19 protein-coding genes are annotated in these 20,090 nt (G+C 40.6%); 11 read left to right on the forward strand and 8 right to left on the reverse strand.

Going from position 1 to position 20,090, the window contains the following annotated elements; genetic code table 11:
• Positions 1-214: 214 nt before the first annotated feature.
• A complete protein-coding gene (locus H710_RS01590; RefSeq protein WP_041849112.1) occupies positions 215-1,117 on the reverse strand; it encodes a polyprenyl synthetase family protein in 903 nt (300 codons plus the stop codon).
• A 137-nt stretch (positions 1,118-1,254) separates the two neighbouring features.
• Here H710_RS01590 and H710_RS01595 point away from each other — a divergent pair, with 137 nt between their 5' ends.
• Positions 1,255-1,911, forward strand: a complete 657-nt coding sequence (locus H710_RS01595) for a biosynthetic peptidoglycan transglycosylase (RefSeq protein WP_244875575.1) — start codon at positions 1,255-1,257, stop codon at positions 1,909-1,911.
• A gap of 187 nt (positions 1,912-2,098) precedes the next feature.
• The gene (gene rpmF / locus H710_RS01600) at positions 2,099-2,284 is read left to right on the forward strand and encodes a 50S ribosomal protein L32 (protein ID WP_041849196.1); all 186 of its coding nucleotides are present in this window, start codon (positions 2,099-2,101) and stop codon (positions 2,282-2,284) included.
• A 323-nt stretch (positions 2,285-2,607) separates the two neighbouring features.
• Here the strand turns inward: rpmF and H710_RS01605 are convergent, their stop codons facing one another.
• The 3 genes from H710_RS01605 to H710_RS01615 all read right to left on the reverse strand — a co-directional run bounded on the left by H710_RS01605 (position 2,608) and on the right by H710_RS01615 (position 5,416).
• Entirely contained in the window at positions 2,608-3,186 is a 579-nt protein-coding gene (locus tag H710_RS01605) for a CarD family transcriptional regulator (RefSeq protein ID WP_041849113.1), read from the reverse strand.
• A gap of 292 nt (positions 3,187-3,478) precedes the next feature.
• The gene (gene fdxA, locus H710_RS01610) at positions 3,479-3,817 is read right to left on the reverse strand and encodes a ferredoxin FdxA (RefSeq protein ID WP_041849114.1); all 339 of its coding nucleotides are present in this window, start codon (positions 3,815-3,817) and stop codon (positions 3,479-3,481) included.
• A 21-nt stretch (positions 3,818-3,838) separates the two neighbouring features.
• Positions 3,839-5,416, reverse strand: coding sequence for a hypothetical protein (locus H710_RS01615; protein WP_041849115.1), 1,578 nt, complete (start codon positions 5,414-5,416; stop codon positions 3,839-3,841).
• 488 nt (positions 5,417-5,904) lie between these two features.
• On the opposite strand from H710_RS01615, the gene H710_RS01620 reads away from it, so the two are divergent.
• Positions 5,905-6,813, forward strand: a complete 909-nt coding sequence (locus tag H710_RS01620) for an RNA polymerase factor sigma-32 (protein ID WP_041849116.1) — start codon at positions 5,905-5,907, stop codon at positions 6,811-6,813.
• 80 nt (positions 6,814-6,893) lie between these two features.
• On the opposite strand, the gene H710_RS01625 is transcribed toward H710_RS01620, so the two are convergent.
• Complete coding sequence (locus H710_RS01625; protein WP_414946129.1) at positions 6,894-8,318, reverse strand: M48 family metalloprotease; 1,425 nt, start codon at positions 8,316-8,318, stop codon at positions 6,894-6,896.
• Between the two features lie 259 nt (positions 8,319-8,577).
• On the opposite strand from H710_RS01625, the gene H710_RS01630 reads away from it, so the two are divergent.
• From H710_RS01630 to H710_RS01640, 3 genes are all read left to right on the forward strand, one after another.
• Positions 8,578-9,213 (forward strand): thiamine diphosphokinase, encoded by a 636-nt coding sequence (locus H710_RS01630; protein ID WP_041849117.1) that lies wholly within the window; start codon positions 8,578-8,580, stop codon positions 9,211-9,213.
• A gap of 429 nt (positions 9,214-9,642) precedes the next feature.
• Entirely contained in the window at positions 9,643-10,017 is a 375-nt protein-coding gene (locus H710_RS01635) for a glycine zipper 2TM domain-containing protein (RefSeq protein ID WP_041849118.1), read from the forward strand.
• A gap of 27 nt (positions 10,018-10,044) precedes the next feature.
• Positions 10,045-11,877 carry an ABC-F family ATP-binding cassette domain-containing protein gene (locus tag H710_RS01640; RefSeq protein WP_196295837.1) on the forward strand — a complete coding sequence of 611 codons (1,833 nt, stop codon included), beginning with the start codon at positions 10,045-10,047 and terminating at the stop codon, positions 11,875-11,877.
• Here H710_RS01640 and H710_RS01645 read toward each other — a convergent pair.
• Positions 11,874-12,131, reverse strand: a complete 258-nt coding sequence (locus H710_RS01645; protein WP_041849120.1) for a DUF2312 domain-containing protein — start codon at positions 12,129-12,131, stop codon at positions 11,874-11,876. The two genes, H710_RS01640 and H710_RS01645, sit on opposite strands and share 4 nt — an antisense overlap.
• Before the next feature lie 317 nt (positions 12,132-12,448).
• On the opposite strand from H710_RS01645, the gene H710_RS01650 reads away from it, so the two are divergent.
• Positions 12,449-12,997, forward strand: a complete 549-nt coding sequence (locus H710_RS01650; protein ID WP_041849121.1) for a DUF1036 domain-containing protein — start codon at positions 12,449-12,451, stop codon at positions 12,995-12,997.
• Positions 12,998-13,373: 376 nt separating this feature from the next.
• Here H710_RS01650 and H710_RS01655 read toward each other — a convergent pair whose 3' ends face one another.
• Both H710_RS01655 and H710_RS01660 read right to left on the reverse strand, forming a co-directional pair.
• Complete coding sequence (locus H710_RS01655) at positions 13,374-13,733, reverse strand: cell division protein ZapA (protein ID WP_041849122.1); 360 nt, start codon at positions 13,731-13,733, stop codon at positions 13,374-13,376.
• Between the two features lie 13 nt (positions 13,734-13,746).
• Positions 13,747-14,022 carry a DUF4164 domain-containing protein gene (locus tag H710_RS01660; protein WP_041843508.1) on the reverse strand — a complete coding sequence of 92 codons (276 nt, stop codon included), beginning with the start codon at positions 14,020-14,022 and terminating at the stop codon, positions 13,747-13,749.
• Between the two features lie 295 nt (positions 14,023-14,317).
• Between H710_RS01660 and tkt the strand changes: the two genes are divergently transcribed.
• The 4 genes from tkt (at position 14,318) to H710_RS01680 (ending at position 20,008) form a co-directional block, all read left to right on the forward strand.
• Positions 14,318-16,318 (forward strand): transketolase, encoded by a 2,001-nt coding sequence (gene tkt / locus H710_RS01665; RefSeq protein ID WP_041849123.1) that lies wholly within the window; start codon positions 14,318-14,320, stop codon positions 16,316-16,318.
• Position 16,319: 1 nt separating this feature from the next.
• Entirely contained in the window at positions 16,320-17,327 is a 1,008-nt protein-coding gene (gene gap / locus H710_RS01670; protein WP_041849124.1) for a type I glyceraldehyde-3-phosphate dehydrogenase, read from the forward strand.
• A 305-nt stretch (positions 17,328-17,632) separates the two neighbouring features.
• Positions 17,633-18,835 (forward strand): phosphoglycerate kinase, encoded by a 1,203-nt coding sequence (locus tag H710_RS01675; RefSeq protein ID WP_041849125.1) that lies wholly within the window; start codon positions 17,633-17,635, stop codon positions 18,833-18,835.
• Positions 18,836-18,973: 138 nt separating this feature from the next.
• On the forward strand, positions 18,974-20,008 hold the full coding sequence (locus H710_RS01680; RefSeq protein ID WP_041849126.1) for a class I fructose-bisphosphate aldolase: 1,035 nt from the start codon (positions 18,974-18,976) through the stop codon (positions 20,006-20,008).
• Positions 20,009-20,090: the final 82 nt, after the last annotated feature.

The following is a 20,090-nucleotide window of genomic DNA, read 5'->3' on the forward strand; positions in this document are numbered from 1 at the left end:
TGTGCAAGATTGCTTTGATAGGATGCTTGATAACCCTTTAGGTGTGTTGGTTCTTGTATTTCCATTATTCTATTCTTTACCTATTTGTACGGCATGGTATATGAACAGATACAGTTTTTAAATATTTGTGTGTTGCAATTAAAATAGACAGTTTGTTGCAGGGGAAGAGCTTTGTTACCAAAAGGGTTAAGAAACTTTACGGTTTTAAAAGTCTTTAATGTTTGCGTGTTGCAATAAAATAGGCGGCTTGTCGCAGCGGGAAAGCTTTGTCACCAAAAGGGTTAAGAAACTTTACAGCGTCATGGATTAGTGTATCTCGTTTTTTTTGTGTTTCTGCAATGCCATCAATATTAACCAGTGTCGCTTTGTTGGCAACTTTATCTTTTCCAGCAGTTTTTCCTAGAATTTCAGTGCTGCTGGTGACATCGAGAAGATCATCTGTTAATTGAAATGCGAGGCCAATTTGTGTACCAAAATTGGCGAATTGTTGGGTTATGGGTGCGGAAGCACCGCCCATTATGGCGCCGGCTTGGCAAGAAAAACTTATCAATGCGGCTGTTTTCATACGTTGCAAAGTGAGGATTTCTGTGCGGTCTCTCGGTTTTTTTTCTGCTTCAAGGTCAAGGATCTGACCGCCAATCATGCCGCCAAGTCCTGCGGCTTGTGCCAGAGCTGTAATGAGGTTCAGTCTGGTTTGAGGGAGCAGGGCACAGGCTTTGTGTGCAATAATTTCAAACGCAAAAGTAAGTAGGGCATTGCCTGCAAGAATTGCTGTGGCTTCGTCAAAAGCTTTATGAACAGTAGGTTTACCACGTCGTAAAATATCGTTATCCATAGCAGGAAGGTCATCATGAATGAGCGAATAACAATGGATGCATTCTAACGCTACGCCGACATCAAGCGCATGTTCGGAGGGAACATCAAAAAGTGCAGCACTTTGGATAACAAAAAAAGGACGCAAGCATTTGCCACCATTCAAAACACCATAACGCATGGCTTGCAGTAAGAGCTCGGGGCGAGCAATTTCACCCTTTTGCACGTGATTGTTTAAAAGCATGTTCAGCCTTTGTTTCACAGCGTCAGCATGTTTTGCAAGAAGGGTTGTGAATTCATGCATGATTGCTTCCTTTATTTTTTGTAAAGTGAGATCACTCTTTTTATGATAGGAAGACAAAGAATGGAATGGTTATTTTCATGGTCTTGAGCTTTGTGAAAAAAAGACAAGATGATTCGCAAAAGCGGTGGTGTTGTAAAGTGCGTACTTTCGTTGTTTATCCTCTTTTGTGTTTGCTGTTTTTACCGATTATCTTATTACTAATCTATCGTTTGACTTTCGTTCACCCTGTTTCTACTTTGATGATGCGTGATATTTTAACACGAGATTCTTATCAGCGTGAATGGGTTGCCCTTGCTGATGTTTCTTTTGCAGGGCCTGCAGGGATCGTTGTGTCTGAGGATGGGAATTTTTGCCGTCACTATGGGGTAGATTGGAGTGTGTTGATGACCATTTTAAGGGATAAAACAAGGCCCTGGCGAGGTGGGTCAACCATCACCATGCAAGTTGTTAAAAATCTTTTTCTTTGGTCTCATCGCTCCTATGTACGCAAGGGGTTCGAGATTTTTTATTCTCTTATTGCTGATTTTCTTTTATCCAAAAAACGCATTATGGAAATTTACATCAATATTGCAGAATGGGGGCCTGGAATTTATGGGATAGAAGCTGCAGCCTTTTATTATTTTAAAAGGTCTGCACGTGCGTTAACTGTTCAACAGGTTGCCGCTTTGGTAGCTAGTTTGCCAAATCCTTATGCACGCAACCCACATCAACCTACAGATCATTTTTTGGCTTTGTCTCGGATGATTGAGCAGCGTATTATTTTTTCAGGGGCCTATACACATTGTCTTCGTTAAGAATAAGGCTTTGGTAGTAAGACTTGAAACTTTAGGGATTTATAAATTATGCTAACCAGATAAAAAATTAAATGAAAGTCTGGTCAAAAGGCTTTAATCAGTGTATAGAGGAATAAAATTTATTACATTATGTCCAGAAGCTGCTATCGTTGAGCGCTGTCTGTTTTTTTATTTGGAGTATCCATTTATGGCTGTACCTAAACGAAAAACTTCTCCGTCAAAACGTGGTATGCGTCGTTCGGCTGATGCCCTTAAAGCCCCGACTTATGTTGAGGATAAAGATTCTGGTGAATTGCGGCGCCCTCATCATATTGATTTGAAAACGGGTATGTACCGTGGACGTTCGATTTTAATCCCTAAAAATTCAGTATAAGCTTGCCTTGAATGTGCTTTTAGTATCTTTTAATTCAAGAAGACATTCATGGGGGTTTTTGAGAGATACTGATCAGAATTGTATATGAAAACGCAGACTTTTGTCTTGCGTAAAGCTCTTTCTATAAAAAGCTTACTGTTTACAGGAAAAGTGTTTGCATATTTCTGCCTTATAGGGGAGAGATGTGCAAGTTTACGACTCAAAAGATCTTTTTTTCACTGCTAACTTCAAAGTTAAATAAAGTATTTATAAAGAATGTGAAAACCAAACGCTCACAAAAAATCAGCTATTAATCTATTTGATTTTGTTGATTCCACAGTTTTCTATGCTGCACAGACAGCTTTGCTGTTTTCATCTGCTTCATCTATTTTAGCTTTAAAGCTGCTTTTTTGTCCTTCGTTCAGATGCTTCTCTATCAAATTAACGGCCTCTGTTTCAGAGAGGTTATTGATGACAGAAATTTCGCGAGACATCCGGTCAAGAGCTGCAGCATAAAGTTGACGCTCAGAATAAGATTGTTCAGGTTGCAGGTCTGAACGAAAAAGATCACGCACCACTTCAGCGATAAACATGAAATTTCCTGAATTAATCTTTGTGTCATATTCTTGTGCGCGACGTGACCACATGGTGCGTTTTACCCGCGCTTTCCCTCGTAGGATTTTAAGGGCTTTTTCAACAGAAGCTGCTTCAGATAATTTACGCATTCCAGTTGAAAGGGCTTTTGCGATAGGAACCTTTACATCCATTTTGTCTTTTGCGAAATGGATAACAAAAAGCTCCAATTTATGTCCTGCAACTTCTTGCTCTTCAATCGCTATAATCTGTCCCACGCCATGGGTAGGGTAAACGATATATTCAGAAGTGGAGAATCCATGAGAGGTCTTTTTTTGCTGGGATACCATATTTTCATTTACTCCCTTTGTTACCAACTGGACCGTTGGAAAACAAGTTAAAATGCTTAGAAGCTGAGTGTTCTGAACTGTATCTGTTATTTATTTGATGGAGCATAAAAGTTAAGTGCTTTTAATAACAAGAGAAAAGTCCCAATTTGATAACAAAAAAGTCAAGAGTGAATATTTAGGAAATTTAAAGTATTGTTAACACCTTTAATGAAAAAAATCAATCATTTCGGTTAATATTTTTCATAGAAAAGCTCTTGAATTTTGTAGAAATATTTCTAGCATTTCGTCAATATTATTGATCATTGCCTGGATTTTCTGAAAAATACTTTTCTAATTTATTAGGAATACCATCCATTTCTTTTGCGTTTGGCAGAGGAGGTTTTTGAGTGCTTAAGTTAGGCCATTTGGTTGCGTAGTTAAGATTAAGCTCTAGCCATTGTTCTAGCCCTGGTTCTGTATCAGGCTTAATCGCTTCAGCAGGGCATTCTGGTTCGCATACACCACAATCGATACATTCATCTGGATGAATGACCAGCATATTTTCTCCCTCATAGAAACAATCAACAGGGCAGACTTCAACACAATCTGTGTATTTGCATGCAATACAATTATCAGTAACAACATAAGTCAAGATTAAACTCCATTTCCCATTCTAATCATCTTTAAAAGGAGCGTTGTTTGCTTTCTTATTGCTTATGAACTGGTTACGGAGTACCGCTAATTTTGCAAAAGGTGAATCAGGATCGGGGTCATTGCGCTCATGTGAGAATTTTTTCTTCGAGAAATCACCTTGAAAATTGTTCTTCTCATAGCTGCGTTTTTTATGCGGTGCATCTTTATGGATAAACAATGCGTCTTTTTGAGGATGCGATACGTTGTTATGAAAAATTTTATTTGTTGTATTGTTCTTTGTTTTAAATGCTTTTTTGTATTGATCCTGTCGTTTTTGTCCAAATTTATTATGGTTGTTTTGTGTGTGATGTGTGCGTTGGTGATTATAACGCCATAATAAAATAATTTTATTACTTTCTGTCGTGTGTTTATAATCAGCGAAATTGCCAATGGGCTCTGCTTCTGGAAAAGCTTCTACAGCACAAGATGATTTGTCAGCATCTTTTTCATTGTTCTGTGGTGTGTCTGACATTGCTATTATTTGCCATTGATCACCAACAAACTCTGCTTCAGGACAACTCTGTGTGGTTAGGGGATCATTGTCAAAAGAAGAGAGAACTTTTTCAAACATATCAGGGCTGCAAGGGTGTGACTGATAGCTAAGACCTTGGAGAATTTCTTCCATATCGGTGCCATTAGCCCCAAGAATAGACATCATCGTTGGGGTGACAAAAAAACTTTTGCCATCGTAAGCCCCTTCAGGTCTGGGACCGGTACCAGGTTTCCACTTAAGCGCAAGGCGGATAAGGCTAGCGAGACGTTCTAAAATATCAATGCGTACAGCGCGCTGTTTTAAAATTTTATATCCGGCCAGGGCGTATAATTTTGGATTATAAGTCGAATCAACGACTAATGAGGTGCGTCCAGCGGCCAAGGCAGCAAGGATTTCACTAAAACCTATGGGGTTACAGGTATCATTTTTGAGATTCCAGAGTAAAGCCATGGCTTGAACCGAAGCGGGTTTGAGAATGGCTGTGACATAAATATGAAAAGCACCAAAGCGTACACCAAGTTGCCGCAGCACGGCGCGTGATTGTTGATCAAGATTTTTAACATGCTCAGCAACTTTCCATCGTGGTAAAATTCCCAAAGAATTGGCAAGTTGTATGGCAAGACCACGTGTTGAATCCGTTAGAGTTTCAGCATTACGTAGATCAAAAAGAGGTTTTAGAGTGCTTTCAAAGTGAAAGATCACAAAACGTTCTAACCGTGTAACGACTTTATCTCGATTTTCCCCGTTTAATTGCGTATCGGCTAAAAGAATGACTTTGGGTTTTAAAATATCTTCTGTTGGGGCAAGTTTTCCAACGGTTTGTCCGATCCAACGCACAATGCCATCAGAACTGATGGTAAAATCTCCATTCGCTGAAGCACAAAAGCGTGTAGCACGTTGAGAAAAAGCAAGTTCTAAATCTTCATCACTTGCAGGATTATGCTCCTGTTCTGATTGAAATTCTTGTGTTGCACTTGGGTGGGCGTAAAAACGAAATCCTTCAAATCTGCCCTTTTCATGTTTTTCAGTTAAAACATTATTCTTTTGAGTTATTTCGTTATTCATGAGTGTTTTTCTTTCTAAGTGCCTTTAAACAAAAGGCTGCTTTCAACAATGAAGAGCCTATTGAATTCCTTATTGCCCCTTTAACATATTTATAGCATTTTCTTCAATCACTCTTACGGTGTTTTGACGTTTCTTTAAAGTATTTTGACTTTAGGAATTATCTTTTTGTGTTTTATGGCATTTGATATCCATAAAACACTCATAGGTTGTTTAAAATTGAATGATAAAAATAAATAATAAATTTCAAAATACACCGTTAAAGATATTTATTTAGCAAATAAGTCTGTTTTTATTCCTCATTTTTCTGATTTTTTATGATTTAGATTTTTAGAAATCGTGACGTATTGTAAAAATAAAAACAATTTAAGATTGTAAAAAACACTTTAAAGTAGTACATGATCATCTAAACAACTTTTGCGTTCTTCTATGAAGATAGCGGATGCATTGTTGTCGGATCATGTTTGATAATTTCAATATTGAGGATTGTCATGGGTAGTCTTTCGAATGCTGGGTATAGAAACAGCAAAAATTATGATACTGATGGAAGTTTAGGAAGAGATATGGTGCGTTCTGCCATGCAGGCACCTTATCTAGAGCGCAAGAAAGAGTATGATTTAGCACTGCGCTGGAAAGATAAACGTGATGATGAGGCAATGCACCAAATTGCAGCCGCGCATATGCGTTTGGTAATTTCAATCGCAAGTCGTTTTAAACGGTTTAAAATGCCTTTAGGGGATTTAGTGCAAGAAGGTTATGTCGGGCTGTTAGAGGCTGCTGCACGTTTCGAACCAGATCGGGAAGTTCGTTTTTCAACTTATGCGACATGGTGGATACGGGCTTCTATTCAAGATTACATTTTACGCAATTGGTCAATTGTTCGTGGGGGAACCAGCTCTTCACAAAAAGCTCTGTTTTTTAATCTTCGGCGTTTGCGAGCTCAATTGGTTCAAGAGGATAGTACTTTGACGAAACAAGATATCTTTCGTACCATTGCTGAAAAGTTAAGTGTACCAGTCAGTGATGTTGAGAGAATGGATTTCCGCTTTTCTGGGGCTGACAATTCTTTGAGTGTTTCTATTTCAGAAAATGAGGAAAGTCCAGTTACTAAAATTGATACTTTAGTTGATGAGCATCCTCTTCCTGATACTTTAATTGAAAAAACTATTGATGGACAGCGACGGACGCAGTGGCTTTATGATGCCTTACAAATTCTCAATGAACGTGAAATGGAAATTATTCGTTTTCGTCGTTTAAATGATGAAAGCGCGACTTTGGAATCTTTAGGGGAGAGACTTGGAATTTCGAAGGAGCGGGTACGGCAAATTGAAGTGCGTGCTTTGCAAAAACTGCGCCGTGCTTTGCTGACAGTTAATTCAGAAGAGGCTTATGATCTTTAAATATATAGGTTTCTCTCTTTGTGTGCCAAAACAGGGAGGTGGTTTTGGAAAACAAAGAGAGAAAGGGAGAGAGAGGATTTCTATTCAGCGATAATTTTTACAAAGCTTCCCACATGTAAGATTTCCTCTGAAGAGAGCCCATTAATAATACGGAAAAGCTCTTCTTGATGAGGTGTTTCTTGCATCTGATAAGCAAGGCTTGCGATACTGTTCCCTTGTTTAACACGAGTCACACGTATTTTGAGGGGTTTAAGCTTTTGTAAATCTTCCCGTGAAAGAGAACGGAAACTGTGCGTGATGTTGTGCGCAATAGAATGAAAATTTGATGATTGATGAGGGGCTGCTGTGATTAAACGGAAAACTTGATTATTCATCGAGATAACCACGACATCAAATTGCCAATTTTCATTCGATGCATAAGCATGCGCTGCCTTTAAGCCTTGAATGGTTATAGGTTGAATAGAAGATTCATCAAGGCCTGTCATCCACCCACTTTTGAGATAATCGCTTGCCGATATATTTTCTGCTAAAGAAACGGCATCAAAACGAAAGGCGATCTTGTTTGGACCACTAGCTACGACAGTGTTGGTGTGGGTTTCTATGGTGAAAGTGTTGGGGACAGAAAAAGTAATGCGCAATTGTGGATGGATGAAATTTTTTCCTCGGACATACCCCTCATGCAGGCTCCCACTAAAAATTATACCATCAATAGATTTTAGGAAGACACTGCGATCTGTGCTTGCAATCTTTGCTGTCTTAAAGGTACGAGCTTTTTCCATGGCAAGATTGATTCGCTTCGGTGTTGTTGGGTGTGTTGCTAAAAAATTTAAAGAAGATTGTGTATTACTTGATAGATTGCGAAAGGTGTTATAAGCTTCCATAGATTTAAGAAAGCGCGGTAACGCAAAGGGATCATATCCGGCTTGCGCAAGCATTTCGATCCCGATAGAATCGGCTTGAAGCTCTTGATTACGAGAAAATTGCGCGAGTTTTTGTTGATCATTCAGTGTGTCATGAGGTTTGGTATTTGCAGAGGGTAAAATATGTCTGGGAAGGTGATCTGCGCGTCTAAGTTCTGCTTCTTTTTGGAAGCGCAAAATGCCGTGATTAGCTGTGATATGGGCAATTTCATGAGCCAAAATCGCTGCAACTTCTGAAGAGTCATTGGCTAACGTTAGCATGCCACGGGTCACGTAGATATAACCGCCTGGTAAAGCAAAAGCATTAATATTTGTTGAGTCTAAGATCGTCATACGGTAGGTTTGGTTAGGATCATAGGAAACAGCGGCCAATTTGCTGATAATGTTGGCTAAAATATGCTCAAGTTTTGGGTTGCGATAGGTGCCTCCATGGGCTTGTAAGATGCGTGGATGATGTGCAGCCACTAATGTGGCATAGGTATCCTCCTCATTGGTGGTTTTGTGTGATGAAGATTCTGAAAAATCAAAAAGATTATTGACATGAAAATTGCTATAACAAGCGGGCAGAAAGAGTATGAAGCTCATGATCATGGCGGTATAAATTTTTCTGCAAAAAGAGAGTCTATACTGAAACAATTTCATGCTTATACTCATTATGCACTTCATTTGATTGGCTTTCTCTAAAGAATTTTGTTTATCTCTGTGCGTTTTTATGTTCTTGCTCACAATCTAAAGAATACCTCCCAAAATGCTTCCAAGAATGACACCAAGGATCTTTTTGGTTGCTTCAGATCATAGTCTATAAAAATCAATCAAAGAGGTTTAATGAAAGGCATAATATGTCATGAAAACATTTACAATATTGTTAGGTGGGGATATTTCTCCCACAGATCGGTTACGTACGCAAATTCGTGACAGTCGGGTGATCGCTGCTGATGGTGGAATGCGCCACGCTGCTCCATTAAATGTGAAACCTGAGCTTTGGGTGGGGGATTTTGATTCTACAAATCAGGCTTTATTTCAGCAATATTGTGATGTTCCCCGGGAGGTTTTTTCTGTTAAAAAAGATGCAACTGATGGGGATTCGGCATGTAAGAAAGCTTTAAGCCAAGGAGCGCAACGAATTATTTTATGTGGCGCTTTTGGTGGGGCAAGAAGTGACCATAGCCTTTCTCATATGACACAAGCAATTGCGATGACGGAAAAAGGCCTTTCTGTCTTATTAACCAGTGGGGATGAGGAAGGGTGGCCAATTGTGCCGCAACCTTTTTCGTGTGATTTACCCGATGGGTGTTTGTTTAGTCTGATTGGATTTTCTGATTTGCAGGGTTTAACCATGTCCGGTGTGCAATGGCCACTTTTTGAATATACCGTCTCTTTTGGGTCTTCTTTAACCTTGTCCAATCGTGTTTGTGGAACTTTTTCTTGTCAGTTACGCTCTGGTAAAGCCATATTATTAGCCTCGCTTCCTGTTTCGTAGTGTTATTTATTGTCTGCAATGAAGTGTGTTTATAAAATAGTGATGGGAAGAGAAAATTTATTCATGCAATAGTATGAACCTATTGTAAGTTTTGGCAATTTTCCTGTCATTGATATTTGATAGAACCACTATTGGTTCTTAAACTATACTTTAATAATATTGCTCTTATTTTATAAGGGAAGCGTGCCTACAAAACAAAGAAGAGGGGAGAAATTCCATATTGATATCGAGGCTGATATCAAAGCGCGGACCCTATATATGGGTGTAGAATTTTTCTTGTTATTTATATTTGGGTGAAGCATAATATTGCTGTCTGTCACTGTCTCTACAGAACTGTTCTTGTTTATAAATGAAACAGGGACAGTTAGAAGAAACAGCGCTGATGTCAAAAATATGATTATTTAGTTTTTACAAGGAAAGAATTTTGAGATGTTAAAACCAATTTTGACAATGATAGTCGTCTCGCTCGTTGGGTTAAGTTCTGTTGCCTGTACAATTGCTGAACGAAGAACCGCGGAATATGGTGCCGGGGGCGCTGCATTGGGAGCTATAGCAGGATCGGCGTTAACAGGTACAACAGAGGGAACAGTTGTTGGTGCAACACTTGGTACTCTTGTAGGGACAACTGCTGGGATTGCTAAGAACAAACAAAAAAAGAAGAAAAATGCACAAAAAGCGTCACCCATGTGTACCTATCAGAATAGCCAAGGGAAGCAGTATCAAGCCCCTTGTCCGCAATCTATCCAATTATGTAAATATTCTGATGGTCAAGGTCATTTTTATCAGGCACCCTGCTCGCAATAATCTTATCTTCAATAGTGATGAGTTTGCTTGATGGTACTGCTCCTGCGGCTTGACCGTATTGTTTTGACCTTTGGAACAACCCCCTTGCTCGACCAAGCTTGTTTATCAGTCGGGAAGGGGGAGCGTATTGCTCTTGTTGGGCGCAATGGGTGCGGAAAATCAACACTCTTAAAAATTGCTGCTGGATTGCTGGAGCCGAGTGAAGGCGAGATTTTTCGCCATCCTCGCGCTAAGGTCCATTATGTCTCACAAAATCCTGATTGTTCAGGATTTGACGATGTAAATGCTTATGTGCAAGCTGAGTTAAATGAAGCTCATGATGTGTCTTTTATCCAGACATTACTGCGCGATCTTGGTTTTTCTGGTAGCGAAAAGCTTGCTACCCTTTCTGGGGGGGAAAAGCGGCGCGTATCATTATTACGGGCGATTGCTGAACAACCAGACGTTCTATTGTTGGATGAACCAACCAATCATCTCGATTTAGCAACCATTGAATGGCTTGAAAGCATTTTATGTTCTCTAAATTCAGCACTTGTAGTGATCTCGCATGATCGGCGGTTTTTAGAAACGGTGACACATTGTGTTGTATGGCTTGATCGTGGCCGGACTAAAAAGCTTGAAAAACGTTTTTCTGAATTTGAAACTTGGCGCGATAAAGCTTTGGAAGAAGAAGCACTTGATCAGCATAAGCTTAGCCGGCAAATTGCGCGAGAAGAACAATGGGTGCGCTATGGGGTGAGCGCACGGCGAAAGCGCAATGTGCGGCGTTTGACCGAGTTAAAAGAGCTACGGCAGCAGCAGAAAAATTATCAAGCGGTGCCAGGAACGGCACTCTTTTCTGCTGCGGACAGTCATGATTCTAGCCAATTGGTACTTGAAGCTAAGAAAATTACAAAATCCTATGGTGAGCGCGTGATTGTGAAAGATTTTTCTTTGCGCATTCAGCGTGGCAATAGGATCGGCTTTGTGGGACCAAATGGGGTTGGAAAAACGACCTTGCTTTCTCTTCTTATAGATCAGGAAAAGCCAGATAGTGGAGTGATTAAGCGTGGGCATAATCTGGCAATGGCTCTGCTCGACCAACAGCGCATTGTCAATGAAGAGGAAACAGTGGCACATTATTTAACCGGAGGGCGGGGTGATAGTTTGGTGATCAATGGGCAAGAGCGTCATGTTGTATCCTATATGAAAGATTTTTTATTTGCGCCGGAACAAATGCGTACACCATTGAAAGAATTATCTGGTGGGGAGCGTGCGCGTTTAATATTGGCACGGCTTTTATCGCAGCCAGCAAATTTTTTGATTCTCGACGAGCCGACTAATGATCTGGATATGGAAACATTGGATTTGCTGCAAGAATTTATTGCTAATTTCCCAGGCACTGTTATGGTTGTCAGCCATGATCGCGATTTTTTAGACCGGACTGTAACACATACTATAGCTCCACAAGGGGATGGGCAGTGGATTTTGTATGCGGGTGGGTATAGCGATATGATTGCGCAAAGAAAACAGGCTGAGTTTGCGCGGCGCCAAGATCAGAAAAAGCCTGTTACTGTTCTGCGTGAGCGGACAAAGCAACCCTTGCTGCGTGAGGGAACATCTTTACGCAAATTGTCTTATAAGCAAGTCTATGCGCTTGAAACACTGCCGAAAAGCATTGATATTTTATCTCATGAGATCCAAACACTTGAAAAAGAATTGTCTGATCCCACACTCTATTGTTCCGATAAGGCGCGTTTTGAACGTTTATCGGCTGCACTAGAAGAGAAAAAAAATCTTTGTGCGCAACAAGAAGAGAAATGGTTGAATTTGGAACTCTTGCGTGAAGAGATCGAAAAGGAGCTTTGCTCTTCGAATTAAGTCATCCCGAGAGCATTTTTATACAGTTGAATAACCGCTTCTTCTTCTATGCGCTTATGGTCTTCTTGTTTGCGTAATCCAACAATTTTACGCACGGCCTTACTATCAAAACCAGAACTTTTAAGTTCTGTGTAAACATCTTTAATATCATCAGCAATTGCTTTTTTTTCTTCTTCTAGCCGTTCAATACGTTCGATAAAAGAACGTAATTGATTGACGGAGATAGCGTGTGTTTGATCGCTAGCGGTGTTCATTTTCATTTTCTCCAGATTAGTATGTTATTAACTTTAAGTTATTTATCGGTGGATTTTTAATAAGAAATTTATGTTGGGGACGGCATGAAGAACAGGGTGAGAGTCAAGTTTTTCATTTTTTACACATTAACATTAAAAAAATATCTATAAATTAAGAGTAGTGCAAAGATCATAAGAGAAAATTATGATTAAAAATAAAAAATTTTCTTTTTCATAATTGCCTCCTTTGGGAAAAGGATAAAGAATTACAAGATTTTAAAAGACATGCTATTCGATGCAGAAAACTTCACAAAATCTGAAAGGAAGAAAAGAGATTTATGGTTTATTGTATAGGCTGTTATCGCAAAAGTGGAGGGAGGGATATAGAGGAGCAATATGGGGCATTGCAGAATATTTTTCTACAGAAAATAAGAGGAATATTGGTGAATATTTTTCTTTTATTCTCATGTTTGGACTATGCACAAGCTGATTTTCGGGTTTGTAATGAGACACAGGGGCCTGTGGGGATCGCTCTTGGTTACCGTTCTTCTTCAGGATGGGTAAGCGAGGGTTGGTGGGTTGTGCCGACGGCAGAATGCAAGACCTTAATTGATGGGCAGTTGACATCGCGATTTTATTATATGCATGCTGAAGATGCTGAGAGAAAAAATGGATGGAACGGCCCTGTGACAATGTGTGTGAAAGATAGTTCTTTTTTGATTGAGGGGGTTCATGATTGTTTTGCTAGAGGGTTTCAAAAGGCGTATTTTGAAGAGATTGATACTGGCAATCAGATTAATTGGACGGTTCAGTTAACGGGATCATCTTTGTTTGATAATCCTGCTTTGAATAGGCCTGAAGTGAAAAAAGATCCTTCTTCGCTATAAGCATTGCACGATCATATTGAGCGCGCACGTTCGTGAAAAAGGATTGTTGCCATGAGCACTAATGGGCTGTGCACGTTAGTTTGCTATTAAGCGTGCATGTTAAAGCATATACGTTCGTGAGAGAGGATTGTAATTATCACTAGAGGATGAGCACTATACGCGTGCACATTGGTGAAGGTCTTATCATTGCTATGAAGGTGAACTAGAGTCTTGAAAATATTGTTCTAAAGGGCTGCTTATTTAATATGTTGTCTTTGTGTCAATCACGTTTCGTTGATTATTGGGTGCAGATCAGATGTCTTGGCAAAAATTTCACTGATTCAGTATCTTACAAAAGTTGCACTGATGATCATTAACAGTCTGTTGGCTCGCTCTCTTACTGTAAGTTAAGAGAATGTGCATCTTTGCGCAATTCTTGGGTTAGTTTTTCAATGCGTTTGGTTGTTTCCTGTACAATTTGGATCATGTGACGGTCTTGTTCCTGGTTTTTTTGTAAAAGAGTTGCGTGGCTTTCCTGTAATTTTTTGTATTCTCGCTTAATTTCTTCTATTTCATCGAGTATCATAATACCAGCCATAACTGATAAACGGTGATCGCCAATTTCCCCAAAATTATTTTTTAAATGTCTGATATATTGGTCTAATTGCGCAGCAAGTTTTGTAAGATGGTCTTCTTGCCCTTTATCACAAGCCATACGATACACTTTATCATCAATGGTGACTAAAATGGTTTCCATATATTTTAAACCTTTATCGATCGAGGAGAGTGCGAATAGCTTCCATGGCTGTGATAAGCCGTTTGGAAACTTCCTTATTGGCTTCTTTCAACCGTTCTGCACGCGCTTCGGAGTTATCAAGTTCTTGGGCAAGACGGTTGCGATCTGCGTTCATGTACTGAATTTCTTCTTCCCACTCATTATGTTTATCCATGAGAATATTGTGGTTGATAATTGTGGTTTCTAAAGTTTTCAGTGCATTGTTTAATTTTTTGAGCACTTCTGGCAAAGAAGTAGTCTCTTGATTCATAATGATTTCACCCTTTATCATTTTTTCACAAAAACGAATCACGCATTTTTTATAATGAATTTATTCCTTAAATATGTAAAATCTTTTGGCAAGAAAAGCATCAGAGACATATAAATTAAAAACTAGATTTTTTGAGACTATTAGCATAAATGGTAGAAACCAGTAAGATGGAGGAAAGAAATATAAGCACGTGATCACAAAAGGTTTCTATGAAAAGTTACTGTATTTCTCAAACTAGCCGTATTTCTCGAATTATCAGAAGCAGAAAAATCAAACAAAAGCAGTATTATAACTCATGATGAATACTAAGCAACAAACACAAATGGCCAATGCGGTTCGGTTTCTTGCCATTGACGCAATTGAAAAAGCAAAGTCTGGTCACCCTGGTTTGCCAATGGGAGCAGCCGATATTGCGACAGTTCTTTATACACAATTTTTAGTCCATGATCCTAAAAATCCTCATTGGGTCAACCGTGACCGCTTTGTTCTGTCGGCAGGGCATGGGTCTATGTTACTTTATGCTGTCCTCTATTTATCTGGCTATGAAGACATCTCTTTAGAAGAAATTCGCAATTTTCGCCAAATGGGGTCTAAGGTTGCTGGCCATCCAGAATATGGACACGCTGCAGGCATTGAAACAACAACCGGGCCATTAGGCCAAGGGTTGGCTAATGCTGTGGGTATGGCACTGGGTGAGTGTTTGCTTAATGCTCGCTTTGGCGATTTAATTAACCATTATACTTATGCCTTGGTCGGTGATGGTTGTTTGATGGAGGGAATTTCTCAAGAGGCGATCGCTTTTGCAGGCCATTTGAAACTTAATAAACTCATTGTTTTATGGGATGATAATAATATTTCCATTGATGGAGAAATTTCACTGACTGACAGTACAGATCAAGAGGCACGCTTTAAGGCGTGTGGATGGAATGTCATAAAAGTTGATGGACACAATCAAACAGCTATAGCCCACGCTTTGAAAGCAGCACAAAAGTCTAATCAGCCAACGTTAATAGCTTGTAAAACAACCCTTGGTTTTGGTGCCCCCAAAAAGGCGGGAACCAATAAAGTTCATGGTGCCCCTTTAGGAGAAGAAGAAGCCGCTGCAACGCGTGAAGCTTTGGGGTGGGAGGCTGAGTCTTTCATGGTTCCATCGGATATTCTTGATTGTTGGCGCTTGGCAGGTTTAAATGCTGCGAAAAAACGACAGGAATGGGAAGAAAAATTAGCTGCGTTACCAACTGAAGAGCGGGTTCAGTTTGAATGTTTTGTGCGTGGTGATCTCGTCAGTAATTTTGATGAAGTTCTTGAGGCTTATAAAGAAAAGCTTGTGGCAGAGTGTCCCACTGTGGCAACACGTAAAGCTTCAGAAATGGCTTTGGATGTCATTAATGAAGTGGTGATGGGAACCATTGGCGGATCAGCTGATTTAACGGGCTCTAATCTAACAAAAAGCAGCCAAATGAGAAAAATTACAGCGGATGATTTTTCAGGCCGCTATATCCATTATGGGATTCGTGAACATGCGATGGGGGCCATCATGAATGGCTTAGCCCTTTATGGTGGTTTTATCCCTTATGGCGGAACTTTTTTATGCTTTGCTGACTATATGCGCCCTGCTATGCGCTTGTCCTCTTTAATGGGGTTGCGTGTGATTTATGTCATGACGCATGATTCTATCGGCCTTGGCGAAGATGGCCCAACTCATCAACCCGTTGAACATTTGGCCGCGTTGCGTGCTTTGCCTAATCATTATGTTTTCAGACCTGCAGACGCTGTTGAAACTGTCGAATGTTGGCAATTGGCTTTAAAATCTCTCAAAACACCTTCTACTTTAGCGTTAAGTCGGCAAAATTTGCCGCTTGTGCGCCGTGAGCATACAGGAGACAATCTATGCTTATTGGGGGCATATGAGTTGTTGACAGATGGTGATGATGCACAGGTGACATTATTTGCCTCAGGTTCAGAAGTTGAGATTATTGTGCGGGCGCATGCTATGTTAGAAGCAGAGGGGATTGCATCCCGCGTAGTTTCTGTGCCTTGTTTTGAATTATTTTTTGAACAATCTGTTGCTTATCAGAATGCGTTGATTGGGAATTCCCCTGTGAAAGTTGCTGTTGAAGCTGCTATCCGGCAAGGGTGGGAATGCTTTATTGGTCGGGATGGCATTTTTATTGGCATGGAAGGGTTTGGTGCCAGTGCGCCGATAGATGAATTATACAAGCATTTTGGCATTACATGTGAAAATATTGTCGCGGTGGTGAAAGAAAAACTCCAAAAAATAAATGAGGAATCGTGAAATGAGTGTTCGTGTTGCCATTAATGGGTTTGGTCGTATTGGGCGCGGTATTTTGCGTGCTGTGGTTGAAAATGAGCGCCAAGATATTGAAGTTGTAGCGGTTAATAGTTTAAGTTCTGTAGAATTGAATGCACATTTATTACGCTATGATTCAGTGCATGGGCGTTTCCCTGAAACTGTAAAAGTGGTTGGGAATGCTTTGGAGATTGGCGGGCGTTTGGTTCAGGTAACAGCATCGCGCGATCCAGTACAGTTACCGTGGAAAGATTTAGATATTGATATTGCCTTGGAATGTACGGGTAAGTTTACAGCACGTGACCAAGCAAGCGCTCATCTGGTGGCCGGGGCAAAACGTGTTCTCGTTTCTGCTCCTTCTGAAGGTGCTGATTTAACAGTGGTTTATGGGGTTAATCATCGCGATTTGAAAAAGGAGCATCAGGTTATTTCCAATGCTTCTTGTACAACCAATTGTTTGGCGCCTGTGGCGCAGGTGCTACACGAGACGGTGGGTATTGAAAAAGGCTTTATGACAACGATCCATTCTTATACGGGGGATCAAAATCTATTAGATGCAACCCACCGTGATCTTTATCGTGCACGGGCTGCAGCTCTTTCTATGATCCCGACATCAACAGGAGCAGCGAAAGCCGTGGGCTTGGTTTTGCCAACATTAAAAGGTTTATTAGATGGCGTGTCTATGCGCGTTCCCACTCCGAATGTCTCTGTGGTTGATTTGACATTTACTTCTCAACGTTCCACCAGTGTGGAAGAGATTAATGTGGCTTTATGTGCGGCCTCAAAAGGAGTGCTTAAAGGCATTTTGGGCTATACAGAGGAAAAGCTTGTGAGCTGTGATTTTAATCATGATCCACATTCAGCCATTGTGCAAAGTGACCAAACTAAGGTTATCGATCATCGTTTATGTCGTGTTTTGGCTTGGTATGATAATGAATGGGGTTTTTCAAACCGCATGATCGATACAGCTGTTGCCCTGGCTAAAACTTTGTAAAAGAAAAAGGTTTTTAAGTTTCTACTTGAGAAAAAGCTTATCCCACTGGTATCTTTCCATAAGCTAATAGGGATAGCGGCGTGTGTTATGCATTTGAGTAAAATGAAAAAACCGATTGTCTCACTCGTTATGAATTGTCTAACCTATTATTCAAGAGACAATGCTGTTTCCATAGGGCAAGAAAAAAAGAGAAAGCTGTTTAGACAGATATCCCATAAATTTTTTTGAAAATCTCTTTCTAAAAAGAGAAAAATTGAAGGAAAAGAGACAGTGTGAGGGGTCAAAAAAGGAGAATAAGCGCAGTGATGAAGTTTCGTACAATTGATGAAGCGAATGTTTCTGGAAAGCGTGTATTGGTGCGCGTAGACTTTAATGTACCGATGTCACAGGGTAAGGTCTATGATGATACGCGCCTTGAGAGACACAAAGAAACGCTTTGTGCACTGCAAAAACGCGGTGCTAAGATCATTCTTTTTTCCCATTGCAGCCGCCCCAGGGGCAAGATTGTGCCGGAATTATCTTTGCGTCCTGTTGCAAAGGCACTAGAAACTATTATGGGACAGCAAATTTTCTTTGTTGAGGAGTGTATTGGGGCTACCGTACAGACAGCGATTGAAACTTTGCAAGAGGGGCAGATTCTTCTTTTAGAAAATCTCCGTTTTTACAAGGAAGAAGAAAATAATGATGCTGATTTTGCTGAAGCTTTAGCACAACAGGGTGATCTTTATGTGAATGATGCTTTTTCGGTATCTCATCGTGCGCATGCTTCTGTTGAAGCGATCACACATTACCTGCCTTCTTATGCGGGTATAGCGCTGCAGCGCGAATTGCAGGCTTTAGAAAAAGGGCTTGATAATCCAAAGAAACCAGTGACCGCTATCGTGGGAGGAGCCAAGGTTTCAAGTAAGCTTTTTGTGCTCAATCATTTGGTAACAAAGGTTGATTATTTGGTGATTGGCGGCGGGATGGCCAATAATTTTTTAATGGCTCAAGGTCATGGTGTTGGCAAATCCCTTTGTGAACCTATGCTTATGGATGTGGTCAAAGATGTTATTGAAAAAGCGCGTGAAAACCACTGTACACTTGTTTTACCTGTTGATGCGGTGGTAGGATTACAGTGTGAAACAGGAACACCGCATCAACATTGTATGATTGAAGCGATCCCTGATGAGGGGATGATTTTGGATATTGGCGAGCATTCTGTCGCGCGTATTAATACGGTGATTGATGCTTCTGCGACTCTTGTGTGGAATGGGCCGCTTGGTGTTTTTGAGGTACCTCCTTTTGATCATGGAACGATTGCCGTTGCACGCTATGTGGCAGCGCGCAGCCAAAAAGGCCATTGTGTGTCGATTGCAGGAGGTGGAGACACGATTTTTGCTCTTAACCATGCTGGGGTTGCTGATGATTTCACCTATCTTTCAACGGCAGGGGGAGCTTTTTTGGAATGGATGGAAGGGAAGACCCTTCCTGGTGTGCTCGCTTTGATGCAAGATTTAAAGAATTAAAAATTTGCAGAATTAAGGCTTCTGGCATTGAACAGATGTTTTTGTTTTAAAGACTAGGCTTTGCTTTAAAGGCCAGAATTTTGGTTTTAAAAGGGTGATAACCCTTGTTTAAAAATTGAGAAACAAGAGGAGCTTGTTATGAAGGAACGTCTTGAAGACATTGCACTTGCCTTAGTTGATGGAGGTAAGGGGATTTTAGCAGCAGATGAAAGTACAGCGACGATTGGGAAGCGTTTTGAAACTATGGGGATCGAGTCTAGCGAAGACAATCGCCGGGCTTACCGTGAAATGTTTTTCACAGCAAAAGATGCTATGAAATCAGCTATTTCTGGTGTGATTTTGTTTGATGAAACGATACGCCAAAAAGCATCAACGGGGAAAATGTTGACAGATCTCATTCATGAGACAGGCGCTTTGTCCGGCATTAAGGTGGATACAGGTGCGAAGCCTTTAGCAGCTTTTATGCATGAAACTATCACAGAAGGGCTCGATGGATTGCGTGAGCGTTTAAAAGAATATTATGTGCTCGGGGCTCGTTTTGCCAAGTGGCGTGCTGTGATTGCGATTGATAACCAGACTTTACCAACACGGGGGGCTATCCGCCAGAATGCACAGGCTTTGGCGCGCTATGCTGCTTTGTGTCAGGAAGTTGGTCTTGTGCCGATTGTTGAACCAGAAGTTTTGATGGATGGTCCTTTTCGCCAACATTCAATCACACGCTGTTTTGATGTCACTTACGCTGTTTTAAAAACGGTTTTTGAAGAATTATTTGAAGCCCGTGTGATGTGTGAAGGGATGATTTTAAAACCCAATATGGTGATTGATGGCAAGGATGTTCGCCGTGCTTCTGTTGAAGAAGTAGCTGAAAAGACGGTTCGTGTTCTCAAACAAAGTGTTCCGACTGCTGTTCCAGGGATCGCTTTCCTCTCAGGTGGTCAGTCTGATGAAGAAGCCACGGCTCATTTGTCGGCGATGAATGCTTTGGGCACCATGCCTTGGAAATTAACTTTTTCTTATGGGCGTGCATTGCAAGCTGCAGCGTTAAAAGTATGGGGTGGTAAACAGGAAAATGTTCCTGCTGCTCAAAAAGCTTTTTATCACCGTGCACGGATGAATCACCTTGCAGCGTTAGGGCAATGGACAAAAGCACAAGAACAGTCTATTTTGAGATAAAGCTTGGGTTGTTTTTGCTTGGTGTTTTAACCTGACGGATTATTATGCCCTTCCCTTTGTGGATTATGTGTGGAGTAGCTGT

The sequence above is a fragment of the Bartonella bacilliformis Ver097 genome, from assembly GCF_000709795.1.
Classification (GTDB): Bacteria; Pseudomonadota; Alphaproteobacteria; order Rhizobiales; family Rhizobiaceae; genus Bartonella; species Bartonella bacilliformis_A.

Bases quoted from the DNA above. Each gene is read 5' to 3' on its own strand.
- tkt (WP_041849123.1), top strand. From the start codon at position 14,318: ATGATGAATACTAAGCAACAAACACAAATGGCCAATGCGGTTCGGTTT.
- H710_RS01620 (WP_041849116.1), top strand. From the start codon at position 5,905: ATGGGTAGTCTTTCGAATGCTGGGTATAGAAACAGCAAAAATTATGAT.
- H710_RS01605 (WP_041849113.1), bottom strand. From the start codon at position 3,186: ATGGTATCCCAGCAAAAAAAGACCTCTCATGGATTCTCCACTTCTGAA.
- H710_RS01590 (WP_041849112.1), bottom strand. From the start codon at position 1,117: ATGCATGAATTCACAACCCTTCTTGCAAAACATGCTGACGCTGTGAAA.
- H710_RS01635 (WP_041849118.1), top strand. From the start codon at position 9,643: ATGTTAAAACCAATTTTGACAATGATAGTCGTCTCGCTCGTTGGGTTA.
- H710_RS01645 (WP_041849120.1), bottom strand. From the start codon at position 12,131: ATGAACACCGCTAGCGATCAAACACACGCTATCTCCGTCAATCAATTA.
- H710_RS01655 (WP_041849122.1), bottom strand. From the start codon at position 13,733: ATGGAAACCATTTTAGTCACCATTGATGATAAAGTGTATCGTATGGCT.
- H710_RS01615 (WP_041849115.1), bottom strand. From the start codon at position 5,416: ATGAATAACGAAATAACTCAAAAGAATAATGTTTTAACTGAAAAACAT.
- H710_RS01625 (WP_414946129.1), bottom strand. From the start codon at position 8,318: ATGAGCTTCATACTCTTTCTGCCCGCTTGTTATAGCAATTTTCATGTC.
- gap (WP_041849124.1), top strand. From the start codon at position 16,320: ATGAGTGTTCGTGTTGCCATTAATGGGTTTGGTCGTATTGGGCGCGGT.
- rpmF (WP_041849196.1), top strand. From the start codon at position 2,099: ATGGCTGTACCTAAACGAAAAACTTCTCCGTCAAAACGTGGTATGCGT.
- H710_RS01680 (WP_041849126.1), top strand. From the start codon at position 18,974: ATGAAGGAACGTCTTGAAGACATTGCACTTGCCTTAGTTGATGGAGGT.
- H710_RS01660 (WP_041843508.1), bottom strand. From the start codon at position 14,022: ATGAATCAAGAGACTACTTCTTTGCCAGAAGTGCTCAAAAAATTAAAC.
- H710_RS01650 (WP_041849121.1), top strand. From the start codon at position 12,449: ATGGTTTATTGTATAGGCTGTTATCGCAAAAGTGGAGGGAGGGATATA.
- H710_RS01675 (WP_041849125.1), top strand. From the start codon at position 17,633: ATGAAGTTTCGTACAATTGATGAAGCGAATGTTTCTGGAAAGCGTGTA.
- H710_RS01630 (WP_041849117.1), top strand. From the start codon at position 8,578: ATGAAAACATTTACAATATTGTTAGGTGGGGATATTTCTCCCACAGAT.